A 16,254-nucleotide genomic window follows, 5' to 3' on the forward strand; every position below is an offset into this window, starting at 1 on the left:
CATCTCCTCTTAAAACCGGAAGTCGCGCTCGCCATCACGAACGCGGGCAATGTAGGCCGCGCAAGCGTCGCGGCGCCCTTCGGGAAGCAGCGCCAGTTCGCGCTCGATAGTCTGCCAACCTGAAGCCGCCGTCACCGGCGAGGCATAGTCGGCCAGATACTCCGCCAAAGTTATCAGGGCATTCGGTGCGCAGAAGCTGCTGATCTGACCGCTCTTGCAGAACTCCATGAAGCGGTCGCCCGTACGTCCAGCACGGTAGCACGCCGTGCAGAAACTGGGAATATGTCCTTCGTCCATCAGCCATCCCACCACTTCGTCCAGCGTGCGCTGGTCGGACACGTCGAACTGCTCGGTGTCGCGCGGCCGCTGCTCATCGGTGTAGCCTCCTACGCTGGTACGGCTGCCGCCGGAAATCTGCGACACACCCAGCTGCAGTGCCCGCGCACGCAGGTCGGCCGATTCTCGCGTCGAGATGATCATGCCCGTATAAGGCACCGCAATGCGAATAAGCGCGATGATCTTCTCGAACATCTCGTCGGGAATACCGTTGTCGAAGGCATCGGGGTCGATATCCATAGCCGGCTGCACCCGGGGCACACTGATGGTGTGCGGCCCCACGCCGAACACCGCCTCCAGATGCTCGGCATGCATGAGCAGGCCAGCGAACTCGTAGGCGTACCCCTCCAGCCCAAACAGCACACCCAGCCCCACGTCGTCGATGCCGGCGGCCATGGCCCGGTCGTGGGCTTCGGTGTGCCAGGCGTAGTCGGCCTTGGGCCCGGTGGGGTGCAGCACCTCGTAGCGCTCGCGGTGGTAGGTCTCCTGGAACAGGATATACGTGCCAATTTCCGCCGCCTTCAACTGGCGGTAGGCATCCTCGGTGGTCGCAGCGATGTTTACGTTGGCGCGGCGGATGGCGCCGTTCTCGTGCTTGGTGGTGTAAATGGTCTGAAGGCTTTCCAGAATGTAGTCAAGGGGGTTGTGGCGCGGGTCTTCCCCCGCCTCCACGGCCAAGCGCTTATGGCCCATATCCTGCAGGGCCACCACCTCGGCGCGGATTTCCTCCTGGGTAAGCTTGCGGCGCGGAATCTCGCGGTTCTTCGCATGATAGGGGCAGTACAAGCAACCGTTCACGCAGTAGTTGGAAAGATACAGGGGCGCGAACAGCACCACCCGATTGCCGTAGTAGGCCTGCTTGATATCGCGAGCGAGCTGACGTATCTCGGCGTTCATCGCATCATCGTCGCACGCCAGAAGCACGCTGGCCTCGCGATGGGTAAGCGTCGTGCCGTGGTCGTGGGCGGGCGTCAGGTTGGCGCGGGCTTTCTGCAAAATGGAGCGCGCCAACTCCACGTCGTCCTTGTGGGCCTCGGCGTAAGCCAGAGTGTCCATGATTTCCTCGTGATTGATGAACTCGTCGGCGCGCGGCGAACGCACATCGTACTTAGCCACGACGATCCTCCTTCGGACTCGATTCGGCCACATCTCCCCGGTCAACGACGAGGCGGCGGCCCAGCGGAGCGAGCTTCCGTTCCAGCTCGGCCCATTTCTGGAATGCCGTCTTCTTCGATACTGGCTTGCGGTCGTACAACTCGTAGCTTTCCTGCAGCATGGCCGGCGACACATTCGGCATGACCACATTGGCTCCAGCCCGAATGGCGCGTTCACGGCCGTCGGGCTCCAACGCCTCCAGCGCCGTGGTGGCCGGCAGCAGCATTGCGGGCTGCATGAGCCGAATCAGGGAAAGCAGATAGCACGTGAGATCTACCGTACCGGCCCCTTCGTTCGTGAAAGGAGTCCCGTGGTGGGGAACGAAGGGGCCGATACCGCACATCTCGGGCTTGAAGTGCTCGATGAACTTCAGGTCGGCGGCGATGCGGGCCGGCGTTTGGAAAGGCGAACCCACCATGAAGCCCGTGCCCACGGCATAGCCGAGCTCACGCAGGTTTCGCAGACATTCCATGCGGGTATCGAAGCTCATGGCCGCGGGGTGCAACTGCTGGTAATGCGCGGGCGTGGCGGTCTCGTGGCGCAGCAGGTAGCGGTCGGCACCCGCTTCCCTCAGGTGCCGATAGCTGTCACGCGACCGTTCCCCCACCGACAGCGTGACCGCGCAGCCGGGAAACGACGCCTTCAAATCGCGCACCAGATCGCCCAGCCACGCATCGGTCAGGATGGAGCTCTCGCCGCCCTGCAGCACGAAGGTGCGGAAGCCCGCACGCCACCCCTCCCGAGCGCAGGCCATAACTTGCTCGGCATCCATCTGGTAGCGCGCACAGTCTCGGTTGCTGCGCCGGATGCCGCAGTAGTAGCAATCGTTGCGACACACATTGCTGATTTCGATAAGCGCCCGGGTGAACACGGCGTCGCCGTACACACGCTCGCACGCCTCGCGCGCGCGGCCGGCCAACTCGTCAGCCAGCTGGGGCGTGCGAGCGGTAACAAGCCGCTCGTATTCGTCCGCGGAAAGGGAGCGCCCGGCAGCCAAGCTGTCCACGAGCGACGTTACGTTATCTGCCATGGCGCATCCTCCTTTCCAAAATAACAAGGGGCGGGACGCAGGCGTCGCTCTCCGTCCCGCCCCTTAAGCGGGTTTTCCCGCCCTCGTTGCTAAATCTGCCACGTCTCCTGATCGGTGTGCAGCCATTCGTGAGCCGTGTGGCTCAGCGGCTCGCCAATCCAGTCGGCGTACAGCTGCGCGATATCGGGGTTCTCGTGGGAATAACGCAGGGTGTCGTCGGCGTCCAGGCGGTTCAGCACGCCCGCACGGTCGCTGGCCAGCTCGCAGTTGAACGCGATGGGCTGGCCGCCGCCGCCCACGCAGCCGCCGGGGCAAGCCATGATCTCGACGAAGTCGAAGGCCGCCTCGCCCGACTCCAAGGCATCCAGCAGCTTCGCCGTGTTCTCCAAGCCGCTGGCCACGGCGATGCGCACCGTGGCGTCGCCCACCGTCAGCTCGCGGGAAATCCACGGGGTCTCCGGCGTGGCATCGGTGGTGTCGCACACGCTGAAATCGGGGTTCTCACCGGTGATGAGGAAGGCCGCCGAACGCAGAGCTGCCTCCATCACGCCGCCAGTGCGGCCAAAGATGGTGGCCGCGCCAGTGGACAGCCCCAGCGGGTTGTCGAAAGGAGTCTCGGTCAGATTCGCGCAGTTCACACCCACCATACGCAGCAAGCGATTGAACTCGCGCACGGTAAGCACCGCATCCACATCGGCATCGGCCTCGGTGGCCAGTTCCGGCACGTCACACTCGTACTTCTTCGCCACGCAGGGCATGATGGACACCACGAACAGGCGCTTGCCCGCCTCGGCGGCCTCAGCCGCCAGGGTGTTCTTCACCACAGCGCCCATCATCTGATGAGGCGACTTGGCGCTGGAAAGCTGGGCGGTGAACTGAGGGTAGTGCAGTTTCACGAAGCGCACCCAGCCCGGGCAGCAGCTGGTGAACATGGGGCGCGGCTTGTCGGATCCCAGGAACTCCACGAACTCGCTGCCCTCTTCCATAATGGTGAGGTCGGCGGCGAAATCGGCGTCGAACACCTTGTCGAAACCCACCGCATGCAGGGCCGCAGCCAAACGTCCCGGGGTAGCCTCGGCGCGGGAAAGCCCCACACCCTCGCCCCAGGCAGCACGCACCGCCGGCGCCACCTGCACCACGGTTTCCACGGCCGGGTCCAGAATGGCATCCATAATACGGTTCACGTCATCGCGAGCAGTGAGAGCGCCCGTCGGGCAGTGGGTGATGCACTGACCGCACAGCGCGCAGCCGGCATCGGCGATGGGCAGATTGTCACGCACGATCACCTTCATCGAAGGGCCTACACCCGTGAAGTCCCACACGCCGCAATGCTGCACCTTGTCGCAGATGGCCACGCAGCGCATGCACTTGATGCACTTGCTGCTGTCGCGCTGCAGCGGAAAATCGGCATCCCACGGCTCCGGCACAGGCAGGGCCTCGTCGGCATCCTGCACATTGAAAGCGCTAGAGAGGGAGCGCAGGGCGCAGGTGTCCTGACGCACGCACGTGGCACACAGGGCGCGATGGCCATCCATGATGGCCTGCAGGTTCGCCCGGCGCGCCGCAGCCACCTGCGGGGTGTCGGTGCGCACCACCATGCCCTCGGCCGCAGCGGTATTGCAAGCCGTCACCAGGCCCTGGCCCTCCACCTCTACCAAGCACACCCGGCACGAGCCAATGCAGTTCAGATCCTTCAAATAGCACAGCGTGGGAATGTTAACGCCCATGGCCACGGCGGCCTCAAGCAGCGTGGAGCCCTCGGCCACCTCCACTGCGCGGCCGTTCAACGTAATGGTTACCATGCCTCAAGCCCCCTTCCGGTTAGCGCACCTATGCCGTACACGTCGCATCGCAGGCAGCGGTGGCACTCCTGAGCCGCCTCCTCATCAGTCATCGGGACCTCCACGCCCTCGAAATCGTGCTTGCGCTCGCACGCCGGGCGCTCGGCTACCTGCACGCGGCCGTAAGCCGTCCGATCATTGGGATGCGCCGGCGGCACGGTGGCACCGCAGTCCAGTTCGTGGTGGAACCCAAGCTCGTGATCGATGTTGGCCGCAGCCGTCTTGCCTGCGGCGATAGCCATGATGACGGTCTTGGGGCCCCACTGGCAGTCGCCACCCACGAAGACGCCTTCCTGCCCCATGGCGCGCAGATACTGGTCAGCCACGAAGTAAGTGCGATCGGCCTCCATGCCGTACTCCTCGAAGGGGGCACTCTCGATGGCCTGGCCCACGGCAACAAGCACGATGTCGGCCTCAAGCCGCAGCTCCGGCTTGTCAGCAGCCACCGGCGCAGGACGTCCGCGCTTCACCGCGCCGATGCGCTGGGGCTGGCACACAAGCGCCGTAGCCTGCCCATCGGCACCCACTTCGATGCGCTCGGGCGCCTGCAGGCACATCATCTCAACGCCCTCGGCAATGGCGCTTTCCACCTCGGCGGGCAGTGCCGTCATGTCCTCCAGGCGGCGACGGTAAGCCACCGTCACCGACTCTGCGCCCAAGCGCACACTCGTGCGGGCGCAGTCCATGGCCACGTTACCGCCACCGATAACGACCACCTTCTTTCCGGTGAAGTCCGGATGCTCGCCGTCGCCAATCATACCGAGCAGATCGACAGCGCTCATCACGCCCTCGGCATCAGCACCTTCCAGCGCCAGGGTCTTGCCGCCCTGGGCGCCGATGGCCACGTACACAGCGTCGTACCAACCAGTCAGCTTCGCCATCTCGGCCGCGTCAACGGCGCACTCGGTCTTCACCTCGATGGACCCAGCGCCCAGAATGGCACGGATGTCCTCGTCCAAGCGCTCGCGAGGGAAACGGTAGGCGGGAATGCCGTAGCGCATCATGCCGCCGAGCTTCTTGCGCGCCTCGTACACCACCACCTCGTGACCCATCAGAGCTAGGAAGTAGGCGCAGGTGAGACCAGAGGGACCGGCACCCACCACGGCAACGCGCTTGCCCGTCGCCGGCAGCGGCTGCGGGGTTTCCACCGTATCGGCCGCCACCGTATCCACGATATACTTCTTGATGCCACGAATGTTCAGCGACGCATCCACCATAGCGCGGCGACAGCGCTCCTCGCACGGATGCTCACACACCAGGGCGCAGGCCGTCGGGAACGGGTTGTCCTTGCGAATCATCTTCACGGCCTCAGCCGTGCGGCCCTCCTCGGCCAGCGCGATATAGGCCGGTACGTTCACGTGAGCCGGGCACTGGGTGACGCAGGGCACCGTCTGACGCGTACCGGACGCGCACTCCCCCGCCTCAACATGGCTGGCGAACTCGTCGGCGAAGGCATCGAGACCGGCCAGCACCATCTGACCCGCCTGCCAGCCCACAGCGCAATCGGCCGTGTCGCGCAGCAGCGTGGCCTTAGCACGAATCGCGTCGACCGTCGCCTTGGTGGCACGGAACTCCGCCACGTCGCGCAGCAGCGCCACAATTTTCGGCATACCCTGAGCGCACGGCGTGCACTTGCCGCACGTCTGCACCATGCTCGCTTGCAACTGTCCCAGCACCATCCCCACCGGGCACTGCCCTGGCGGCATGGCTTCGACGCGACGCGCGAACGCCTCGACGAACTCTCCCATCCGCCCGTCGGCTCGCGCCGCGGGTTCTACCGTTAAACGCCCCATAGTTCTCTCTTTCCTGTTGAGGATCAACTGATACAAGGTAACGCGCGCCGTATTTCCAATTGGCAACATACGCCCTGCACGACACCTCTCAGCGGTCGGCGACACCTCACCCACGTTCGCGCTCTAGGAAAATCGTCGAGTCCGCACCATCACCGCTCACGGCGAATCAGTCTTTCATACTCTTGGTTTACAAACGACGACCAGACACTTCCTAGCCGAAACGATACTGCACGCCCATCATAGGAGCCGGATTGTTCCAGCGTGCCACGATGGTGTCCTCACAGCAAATGCGGCACGTGCCGCATTCCAAGCAGCCCGCGTAGTCGAAGCTCTTGCGACCATCGGGCCCTATCTTGTACAGAGCCGCAGGGCACACCTTCACCAACTTCAGGAACTCGGCTTCGTCAAGCGCGTCCACATCCTCAGCCGTGAACCCGATATGCGAGCCGCCCTCATCTACGTTGTACTTGTTTGCGCCGATCAGCTCGTCAACGCTGACCGTTATCTCGGGCACGGTACTCATAGGGCCTTCAGCGCTCCTCTCACTTCCTTGGCCAGGCTCAGCAAACCGCGCTGCTTCACCACCGGCAGCAAGCGCTTGACAAGATGCTGCTGCGGCATGCCGTCCACAACGAACAGGGCGTTGAACACATCGGCCACCATGGTGGGATACTCCGTGAACATGCGATCCCACTTCTCCATCGTCTGAGGCCAGGCGCGGAAGGTTTTCAGATCCTTCACCACGAAGCTGTTTTCCAGCATCGTGCGGTAGGGAATCAATGCCGAAGCGCTCACGTTGCCCTCGTCGATGGCGGCGCAGGCAGCCTCAGCAGCGAACTGACCCGATGCCACGGCCAGATCCATGCCGCGCACCTGATAGCCCAAGTTCATACAGAGCATGGCCGCATCGCCTACCACCAGGCAGCCATCATGCACGAGCGGCGGAATCATGTCGTAGCCACCCTCGGACACCATGTGCCCCGAATGCTCCGTCATCGTGGCATCGCGGATAATGGGAGCCACAGCCGGATGACGCTTGAAGTCGTCCATGGCCTGATAGATAGTGGTGTTGCTCAGCGACAACTCCTCGATGGTGGCCACCAACCCCAGGCTAATGGACGTCTTGTTTGTATACAGAAAACCACCGCCCACCGTACCGTGGGTGCAGTCGCCCACGAACAGCATGGCCGCGCCTTCGCCCTCGGGCGTAAGGAAGCGATCCTCGATGGCGCGCGGAGACAGCTCGAACACCTCTTTGATGCCCACCGCCATCTCGCTGCGCTTCGGGCGCGGCGCACCCAGGCAGCGCTCGGCCAGCAGGGAGTTCACGCCCTCGGCCAAAATCACCACCTGCGCGGTAATCTCGTCGTCTCCGGCCTTGATGCCGATAACGGCGCCCGCGTCATCCTTCACCAAATCTTCCACGCCGATGCCGGCGATGATCTCGCAGCCAGCCTTCTCGCACAGCTGGGCCAGCCACGCATCGAAGGGAGCGCGCAGAACACTGTAGCTGTCACTACCCGCCTCGCCCAGCTCCTTGCTGGTGAAATCGATGGTCATGTTACTGGTGGGATCCATCAGGGCAATGCGCTCATGGGTGATCTTGCGCTCGAAGGGGATGTTGTCCCATTCGACGTCGCCATCGGCGTACTTGTCAAAAACCTTACGCAGCGAGTGAGCGTAAATGCGGCCGCCGGTCATGTTCTTCGACCCAGCCGACTCGCCGCGCTCCACGATGAGCACGCTCTTGCCCTGCTTGGCTGCCACGTAGGCCGCAATGGCGCCGGCACAGCCGCAGCCCACGACGATGATATCGAAATCGCGCTCTTCCACGCAGCACCTCCTTCGGTGATCGTTCTTCCAGAAGGGGTGCCCCAAATATGCGGGCACCCCTTCTGCTTGCTTACAGGTTGATGGCCGTCTTGTAGCCCTCGTGCACGGCGTCCATCACCAGACGCGGGGCCTTGGCGTCGCCGATCACGTAGGTGTCCACATCGGCAATCTGCTCGATGTCGTCGCGCATCTGGCTGGTGGGCAGGAAGCCGGGCGACACCACCACGGCATCCACATCCATCATCTCCAGACCATTCATCGTGGAGAACACCGGCTTGCCGTCCTTCACCTCAACCAGGTTGGCGCGGGTCTTCGTCTTCACGCCGGCCATGGCCAGACGTGTCATGTAGGCGATGCCCATCACGCCGGGCACAAAGAAGTTGTCCTGGCGCGTGGTGATGGTGACGTCCTTGCCGAAGTCTTCGGCCAGAATGAGAGCCGCCTCGGCACCCACGATGCCGCCGCCCACAACGACCACCTTGTCGGCATCCAGCTGACACCCCTGCTTCATCAGATCCATGGCGTAAATCACGTTGTCGGAATCCAAACCAGGCAGGTTCAACTCGCGCACCTTGCCGCCCGTGGCAACGATTACAGCGTCGAAGTCGCCCGTAGCGATGGTCTCCGGCGTGGCATTCTCCTCAACCAGCTTGACGTTGGACTTGGCGATCTGGCGCTGGTAGTACTTGCCCAGAAGACCCAGGTCCTCCTTGTACACCGGCACCGAGGCCTCCTTCAGCACGCCGCCCACCTCGCGGCCCTCGAACAGGGTCACGTCGTGACCGCACTCGGCAGCGGTCAGAGCCGCAGTGCTGCCCGCAGGGCCAGCACCGATAATGGCTACCTTCTTCGGACGATCGGTCTTCGGGAAGTACTCGCGATCGAACTGGTACAGCGTGGGATTAACGGCGCACTGCACCATACCGCCCGACAGCATACCGCGGTCGTGGCAACCCACACCGCAGCCGATGCAGGGGCGAATGTCGCCCGAGCGGCCCTCCTCGGCCTTCTTGGCCCAGAACGGATCGGCCAGAGCCGGCTTGCCGATGCCCACGTAGTCGCACACGCCGTCTTCCAGCAGCTGCTCGCCAATCTCGGGAGTGTAGATGCCGCCGCATAACATGACCGGAATGCTCACCGCATCCTTAATGCGCTTGGCCATATCCACATGGTTTGCGCCGTGGGGAGACAGCAGGCCGGCAGCGTTCACTACCTCGGCATGACTGCCCCAGGTGATATTGATGACGTCGGCGCCCATACGCTCGCAGGCCTTGGCCACCTCGATGGTCTCCTCGATGGTGATGCCGCCGGGCTCGAAATCGCAACCGGACAGACGAATGGACAGCGGCACCGAGGTCTTCTGCTTGATGTTGCGAATGACCTCCATCAGGAAGCGCATGCGATTGTGCAGCGAGCCGCCGTACATGTCGGTACGGGTGTTGTTGAGCGGCGACAGGAAGTTGGAGAGCAGCACGCCGCAAGCGGAGTGCACATCGATGATCTCAAAGCCAGCGCGCTGACCACGCTCGGCCGCATCGCCGAAGGCCTCCACGAACTCGTGAATCTCCTCGATGGTCAACTCGCGCGGCACACCGCCACCGTTCTCGTACCAAGGCTCCCACATAACGCGCGACGACGAGATGAGATCGTCGCCTGCCACGAAGGCGGCGTCGCGGCCGGGATGCACGATCTGCAGGCCGGGCACCGCACCGTGGTGCTTCAGCGTCTTGGCCAAGATGGACATCGGGCCGATGTAGGGATCGCTGGCGATGGACAGGCCCACATGATGGAACTGGGTCACACCGGCGTTATCCATATACACGATGCCCGCGCCACCGTCGGCTGCCTCGGCATAGGCCTTCACCGTGGCCCAGCTGGGAGAACCATCGGGATTGCCCAACTCGGTGCCCATGGGCTGTCGCACGATGCGGTTCTTGATCTCGAGGCCGGCGATATAGCCGCGTTCGAACAGCTTCGGGAAATGCTGGTTCTTCTTCATTATCTCAATCCCTTCTGATTAATACGATGATAAGAGTCGATAAGATGCTCGAGAAAACCTTTAAATTAGTGAGCCTCGCGAGCTGCCGCCGCAGGATCGAAGCCACTGATGGCCTTGGCGATCTTCTGGGCAAGCCACAGGAAGATGATCACCAGCACTACCGCCGACAGAGCCACCAACGGCCACGAAGCGACAAAGCCGCCGAACACCGCTGCCCAGCCCAAAGTCGGCAGGTTGTTGATCAGCATATTGCCGAACGAAATGATCGTGCCGAAGTACACACCGAGAATCACGGAGTTGATCAGGTAGAACCCAATACCGCCGCGCAGGTTCAACTTGGCGCACAGCGCCGGCCCCCACGAAGCCACGGGAATAATATCGCCGAAGGCATAGCCGATGCAGAAACTGGCAAACCAAGCCTCGATGACAATTTCAGGCAACAGCGGAACACCCGCCGCAGTCAACATGACCAGCGACATGCACAGGCCCAAAATGATATTCATGACGATGTTGACAACTCTTCCGAATCCAATGGGACCCTTCATTTTATCCTCCTCTCGAGGAACTCCCTGAAGCTCCTCGCATTGCCTCACGAAGGCGCGCCGGCTCATTCCCCTGACCGGCGCGCCGCCGTTTCCTTAAGCGATTTCGCCCTGCATGCCACCGGTTACCGCACCAGCGCAGCCGCCGTCAACCGGCAGGTTGACTGCCGTAATGAAGCGGGACTCATCGGAAGCCAGGAACAAGTAGGCATAGGCGATGTCGAGCGGATCGATAGCCTGCTGGGTGGTCTGGGCTGCAATGAGACCTTGGGCCATCTCCTTGGGGATGTTGGCCATAGCTTCGGTCCACACCAAACCGGGGGTGATGGAGTTGCAGCGGATACCGAAGGGACCGCCCTCAGCAGCAAGCTGACGGGCCAGAGCCAGGCAAGCGCCCTTGGCGGCCGCATGGCAGGCCTGGGGGGAGTTGGAACCCTGCAGGCCCACGGTGGACGAGGTGATGATGATGGAGCCGCCGCCGGCCTCAATCAGATGAGGCCATGCGCAGTTGCACACGTTGTACACCAGATCGAGCTCGTTCTGGATGCCATAGGCCCAGATGTCGGGGGTCATCTCGCCGAAGGGGGCCATACCCGGATGCGAAGCGTTATTGATGACGATATCAATACCGCCCATGAGCTCGGCGCAGTCGGCCACCCACTTCTTCACGGCCTCGTAGTCGGAAAGATCCACGTCGAAACCTGCGGCCTTGTAGCCCTTGGCCACCAACTCGTTGGCCACCTCGGCAGCCACGCCCTTGGAGCGGCCGGAGCCGCACACGAAGGCTCCCTGAGCGCACAGCAGCTCCTGGGTCACGCGGCCAACGCCCTTGGTGGTGCCGGTCAGCAACACGCGCTTACCTTCCAGGCGCTTGCCCAGAGACTCCTCCGGAGCGACGAGCTTACCGAAATCGGGAGCGCCAACGAGCCTGGGGATGTTTGCCATGATGATTCCTTTCTCGAATCTCTTCTCTCACGAAAACCGCGCGGCGCGAAATCGGCCGCGCGGCCTTACGTACTAAGGGGTTAGGCCTGATGAGCCGCGAAATGACGGCCCGCAATGCGGCCCGAGGTGTGAGCAAAGCCGTTAGCCGCGCCCGGCACCTCCATGTTGTAGGAGTCGCCGTACAGGCCCGTAGCGTCCAGACCCACAGCATACAGACCGGGGATGGGCTCGTAGTTCTTGTCGACTACCTGCATATTGCCGTTGATGCGAATACCACCGGCGGAGCCCATAGTGCCCGTGGCGAGGGCCACGGCGTAGAACGGCGGGGTGGAAAGCGGACGCAGGTACTTCTCCTGCTTGAAGAATTCCTTGTCGTCACCCGTAGCGCAGGCCTCGTTGTAGGCGGCCACAGTAGCGGCGAAGTTCTCCGGAGATACGCCGATCTTCTCGGCCAGCTCTTCGGGGGTGTTGGCCGCGAAAGCCACGCCGTCGGCCACATCCTGGTCGAGTTCCATACGCAGGCGATCAAGCGGGCGACCGAACGTAACGAACTCGCCGATGGAAATCTCAGATCCGCTCTCAACGAGGCGGTCGATGTTGGCCTGGTCAAGCACCGACCACACAATGCCGTCAGGCTGCTTGCCGTACAGCGGGCCGATATCGCCGATGTTCTCAGCGGTGCCCTCGTTGGCGAAACGGCGGCCGGTCTTGTTGATCCAGATGGCACCCGGCTGCACGCCGGCGGCGCCGATGTGGGAGTCCATGGCCTTGTCGCGGGCGCCGGCCGCCAGAATGGGACAGGTGACGATGTTGGTGTCGTCGGCACCGGCAGACAGAGCCATCTGAAGGCCGTCGCCCATATTCTGCAGCGGCGTGAGGGTATTCATGTTGTAAGCACTGGGCGCGAACCAGGAATACTTCGCAATGAGCTCGGGGTTGGAGCCCATGCCACCCGTGGCCAGAACCACGGCCTTGCCGCCCACGCGCAGAGGCTCGCCCTCGGACTCGGCGACCACACCCACAACCTTGCCGTCCTCGATGATAAGCTCGGTGGCCGGAGTCTCGGTGAAGATGTCCACACCGGCATGCTCCACAGCCGACAACAGCAGCTCCTGCACGCGAGCGCCCAGACCGTCGGGCAGATGGAAGGTCCACACCTCGTTGGGGTCATCATAGGCGGCAATGGTCACCGTCTTGTACTCCACACCCAGGTCCTTGAGGAAGTCAATGGTATCAGCGGAGTTGTCCACGAAGGCGCGCACCACGTCGAAGTTTGCGCGATAGTGGCTGTACGAGTTGAACTTGTCGTAGCCCTCCTGCTTAGTGGGGAAATGACGGTCGGGATGGGCCGGCTTCCCCAGCTTCTTCTGCTCGCTCGACTCGAAGGCGGCAGTGCCCTCGGCGAACATGGACAGGCCGCCCGTCTCGGGCATCTTCTCGAGGATGACCACGCTCTTGCCAGCGCGCGCCGCCTCGAGGGCCGCGGACTTCCCCGAAGCTCCGCCGCCGATGACGACCAGGTCGTACTCAGTATCGAACGCCATGCTCTTCTCCTTCTCTTTTCTTATGTGCCGACATCTCCGCATGAGATGCCGTACTACCTGATTTAGGAAAGCGCTGCGGTCAGCGCGGGAACCACCTTGTTCAAGTCGCCCACAATGCCGTAGGCGCAGTTGCGGAAAATAGGTGCCTCGGGATCGTTGTTGATCGCAACGATGGTCTTGGCGCCGCGCACGCCAGTCATATGCTGTGGCTGACCCGAAATGCCCACCGACACGTACAGACGCGGGGCGATACGCTGGGTAGAGGTGCCCACCACACGGGCATGCTCGAACCAGCGGTAGTCGTCGCACAGGGAAAGGCTGCAAGCGATCTCTGCATCCAGGGCGCCCGCCAAAGCCTCCGCCAGGGCCAGCTGGTCCTTGCTCGTCAGACCGCGACCCACGCCTACCACGCGCTGGGCGTTGGCAAGATCGGCTCCACCGGACTCGCCTTCATGGATGGCGGCCACCGTCATCGGTGCCAAAACGGCAGCGGCCACTTCCTCAATGGGAGCCGGGGCGCTTTCCTCCACGTCTTCGGCACCGTCGGACACCAGCGCCACCACCGGCGCCGTTGTCTCCAACGTCTCAACAGCGCGCTGCTCGGCCACCAGGCGCTCCACGACCGTCTTGCCATCCTCGAAGTTCACCGCCACTACCGACGAGGCAACAGCCGCGTCCAGAGCGGCGGCCACGGCACCGGCAAGCACGCGAGAAGCTGCGGCGTTGGGAGCCAGCGTCACTGCCGGAGCCAGCTGCTGCACCTTCTGCGCCACTACACCGGCCAAGGCCTCGGTCGGCACGCCCTCGGGCTGAGGCACCCAGCACACCGATGCCACACCGGCACCCGCCACCGACTCCGCCAGCTCGCGGGAGCCGGCCACCACGGCCCGAACCTGCGAATCAGCCCGCTTGGCCACGGCCACCACGGTGCCCACCGGCATATCATCGGCGACGATGATTACAACGTTGTTGCTCATAGGGGAATCCTTTCTTGCTTCCAGGGCCTACAGCACGCCATCGGCCTTCAAGACGCTTACCAACTGCTCCACGGCATTGGCCGGATCGGCACCGTCGAACAGGCGCGACGACGTGGCATCGGGCAATCGCGTGCCCCGCGAGACGAACGCCGAGCGATCGCCCTCCACCGTCTTGGACTCAGACGGCTTCTTGCGGGCAGCCAGCACCTGGCGCATACCCGGCTTCTCCTCTTCCTCGCGACGAGCGGCCACGTCCAGCACCACGGGTCCCTCCACCAGAACATCCTGGGTGCCCATGCCCCAACGACGCGTCACCATCAGGCCCTGGGCGTTGGCCGCCGCCGTGTCCACTGCTGTCAAAAGAGGCCATCCCAGATAAGAGGCCAACAGAGGAGCCACCATCGGATCCCAATCGGCATCGCCCAGTACCACCAAACCGGCACCATCTACCTCAGCCACCGCATCGGCCAAGGCGCGAGCCATGGTGGCCGAGTCGGTCGGCACCGGAAAGCCTTCCAGCACCACCGTGCGCTCGGCGCCACGGGCTGCGGCAAACGAGGTATCGCCGCCGCCGACGCACAAACCAACCACCTCATCGCCTTCAGCCGCAGCCACGGCGCAGGCCAACGCGGCGTGATCGTCGTCACCCACATCGTGGCGGGCCGTACTCCAATTCACGGTGCCATCCACACGCACCAGCGCGTCATCGGGATTGGGCGCCCACTTGAAAATCGCTACTGCTTTCATTGCTTCCTCCGCTTTGCCCTATGCGTACAGATCGATGCCCATGTCGCGAGCCACAGCCTGGCCAACCGGATCCTCGTCGGGGAACTCGTTGAGGGCCACCTCGATGTTGTGGGTCTTCGGCTGCGGAGGAATAATGCACTCCTTCATCAAGTTGTGCTCGAAGTACACTCCCAGCTGCACGCCCTTGGCCTTCAGCTCTTCCATGGCTTCCTGAATATCATCCACACGCAAAGCAATGCCCTTGACACCCTCACCGTTCTCCTGCAGATAGGCGCTGAAACCGATGGGGTCGTCGGCGGCCGTCGGAGAAGACACCTCCATGCCGCCGCTGCGGGGCAGCGCCACCTTCAACTTCACGTGCTCGTCATCGAACGGTCCGTAGAATTCGACCCCGAACAGATCGTTGAAATCCTTCATAGTCTCGGTCGCATCATTGGCCACGACGCACACACGAATCAGCTTGCCCTTCATGGTTTGGCTCCTTCCAAACAGCTCGACTGGTATAGGCCCGCGTTTCCGCCTGAGCCCTAACGCGCCGTTATCATAGGAGGTTGAAAGGTCTGACCCCTAGCCCCAAACGTATCGGAGTTGGGATATAAATTACTTCACCGATAAGAAACAAAAGACACCCTTGACCTGCGGTGCAAGGGTGTCGAATGGATATTCTTTCGGATACTTGAAGACTAGCGGGGAAGATGGCGTGCCGCATACACAGCGGCCTGCACGCGATTCTGCACTTGCAGCTTATCGATAATGCGACTGACGCTCTTCTTCACTGTGGGCTCGCTGATGAACAGGCGCGCGGCTACCTCTTGATTCGACAGACCGTCCATCAGCAGACAGAGGATTTCCTTCTCTCGTTGGGTAAGCAATTTCAACAGCCCCGGCTCGCCATCAGAAGGCGCCGGCACCTTGCTGTCGGAAGCCAGCAGGGCTTCCTGCAAATGGGTGCGAATGGACCCGTCAAACACTACTTCCCCGCAGACCATGCCCCAAATAGTGCCGCGCAGCCGATCGACCGAAAGCTCATTGCGCACGCCATAGCCCATGGCACCGGCGCGCAGGGCGTCCAGCACCTCGCGAGAATCCCCCGACGACGCCAGCACCATGATGCACACCCCGGGGTCGAAGGCCAAAATGTCGCGAATAACCGGAGCGCACGGGGTGTCTCCCACACGAGCGCCCAACAGCACTACCGCAGGCAGATGTTCCTTGGCCGCTTCAATAGCATCATCGTAGGAATAGATCTTAGCCAGCAAGTCGAACTCATCCCACTGCTCGATAAGGGCTGCAATGCCCTCCACGAAGAGACGATCCTTATCGCAGATCATAATGCCCACGGTATCTTCCCGAGATTGCTCTCGATAAGCGCGGTGGCGAATATCGTCAAGCGTGCCGGAATGTTGGCTCAACGGCTCTTCAGAGGAGTCGGGAGTTTCGCGATACATGGTCATAAAGGGCTTCTCCCTGATCGAATTCAAGAATTCATTTGGACTCGATTGTATCAATGTT

General features: G+C 62.6%; 14 protein-coding genes. All 14 read right to left on the reverse strand.

Annotation, left to right across the window (positions count from 1 at the left end; all coding sequences use genetic code 11):
* Positions 1 to 9: 9 nt before the first annotated feature.
* Complete coding sequence (hydG, locus tag G503_RS0111225; RefSeq protein WP_028027640.1) at positions 10 to 1,452, reverse strand: [FeFe] hydrogenase H-cluster radical SAM maturase HydG; 1,443 nt, start codon at positions 1,450 to 1,452, stop codon at positions 10 to 12.
* Complete coding sequence (gene hydE, locus G503_RS0111230; RefSeq protein WP_035023031.1) at positions 1,445 to 2,521, reverse strand: [FeFe] hydrogenase H-cluster radical SAM maturase HydE; 1,077 nt, start codon at positions 2,519 to 2,521, stop codon at positions 1,445 to 1,447. Before hydE ends, hydG begins: the two co-directional genes overlap by 8 nt.
* A gap of 89 nt (positions 2,522 to 2,610) precedes the next feature.
* Entirely contained in the window at positions 2,611 to 4,323 is a 1,713-nt protein-coding gene (locus G503_RS0111235; protein ID WP_028027642.1) for a [FeFe] hydrogenase, group A, read from the reverse strand.
* Positions 4,317 to 6,155: an NAD(P)-binding protein gene (locus G503_RS0111240; RefSeq protein ID WP_028027643.1), complete on the reverse strand. Its 1,839-nt coding sequence runs from the start codon at positions 6,153 to 6,155 to the stop codon at positions 4,317 to 4,319. The genes G503_RS0111235 and G503_RS0111240 overlap by 7 nt, the downstream gene beginning before the upstream one ends.
* Positions 6,156 to 6,366: 211 nt before the next feature.
* A complete protein-coding gene (locus G503_RS0111245) occupies positions 6,367 to 6,678 on the reverse strand; it encodes a ferredoxin family protein (RefSeq protein WP_028027644.1) in 312 nt (103 codons plus the stop codon).
* Positions 6,675 to 7,988, reverse strand: coding sequence for an FAD-dependent oxidoreductase (locus G503_RS0111250; RefSeq protein ID WP_028027645.1), 1,314 nt, complete (start codon positions 7,986 to 7,988; stop codon positions 6,675 to 6,677). Before G503_RS0111250 ends, G503_RS0111245 begins: the two co-directional genes overlap by 4 nt.
* 70 nt (positions 7,989 to 8,058) lie before the next feature.
* Positions 8,059 to 9,987 carry an oxidoreductase gene (locus G503_RS0111255; RefSeq protein ID WP_035023034.1) on the reverse strand — a complete coding sequence of 643 codons (1,929 nt, stop codon included), beginning with the start codon at positions 9,985 to 9,987 and terminating at the stop codon, positions 8,059 to 8,061.
* Between the two features lie 65 nt (positions 9,988 to 10,052).
* On the reverse strand, positions 10,053 to 10,532 hold the full coding sequence (locus G503_RS0111260) for a hypothetical protein (RefSeq protein WP_022741750.1): 480 nt from the start codon (positions 10,530 to 10,532) through the stop codon (positions 10,053 to 10,055).
* 93 nt (positions 10,533 to 10,625) lie between these two features.
* Positions 10,626 to 11,474 carry a dihydrodaidzein reductase gene (gene ddr / locus G503_RS14985; RefSeq protein WP_051191183.1) on the reverse strand — a complete coding sequence of 283 codons (849 nt, stop codon included), beginning with the start codon at positions 11,472 to 11,474 and terminating at the stop codon, positions 10,626 to 10,628.
* An 80-nt stretch (positions 11,475 to 11,554) separates the two neighbouring features.
* The gene (locus tag G503_RS0111270) at positions 11,555 to 13,018 is read right to left on the reverse strand and encodes an FAD-dependent oxidoreductase (protein WP_028027647.1); all 1,464 of its coding nucleotides are present in this window, start codon (positions 13,016 to 13,018) and stop codon (positions 11,555 to 11,557) included.
* 62 nt (positions 13,019 to 13,080) lie between these two features.
* Positions 13,081 to 13,995 carry an electron transfer flavoprotein subunit alpha/FixB family protein gene (locus G503_RS0111275; protein ID WP_028027648.1) on the reverse strand — a complete coding sequence of 305 codons (915 nt, stop codon included), beginning with the start codon at positions 13,993 to 13,995 and terminating at the stop codon, positions 13,081 to 13,083.
* Positions 13,996 to 14,022: 27 nt separating this feature from the next.
* A complete protein-coding gene (locus G503_RS0111280; protein ID WP_028027649.1) occupies positions 14,023 to 14,742 on the reverse strand; it encodes an electron transfer flavoprotein subunit beta/FixA family protein in 720 nt (239 codons plus the stop codon).
* 18 nt (positions 14,743 to 14,760) lie between these two features.
* Positions 14,761 to 15,213 (reverse strand): VOC family protein, encoded by a 453-nt coding sequence (locus G503_RS0111285; protein WP_051191185.1) that lies wholly within the window; start codon positions 15,211 to 15,213, stop codon positions 14,761 to 14,763.
* A 212-nt stretch (positions 15,214 to 15,425) separates the two neighbouring features.
* Positions 15,426 to 16,196, reverse strand: coding sequence for a response regulator transcription factor (locus G503_RS0111290; RefSeq protein WP_028027651.1), 771 nt, complete (start codon positions 16,194 to 16,196; stop codon positions 15,426 to 15,428).
* Positions 16,197 to 16,254: the final 58 nt, after the last annotated feature.

The organism is Adlercreutzia mucosicola DSM 19490 (assembly GCF_000422625.1).
Classification (GTDB): domain Bacteria; phylum Actinomycetota; class Coriobacteriia; order Coriobacteriales; family Eggerthellaceae; genus Adlercreutzia; species Adlercreutzia mucosicola.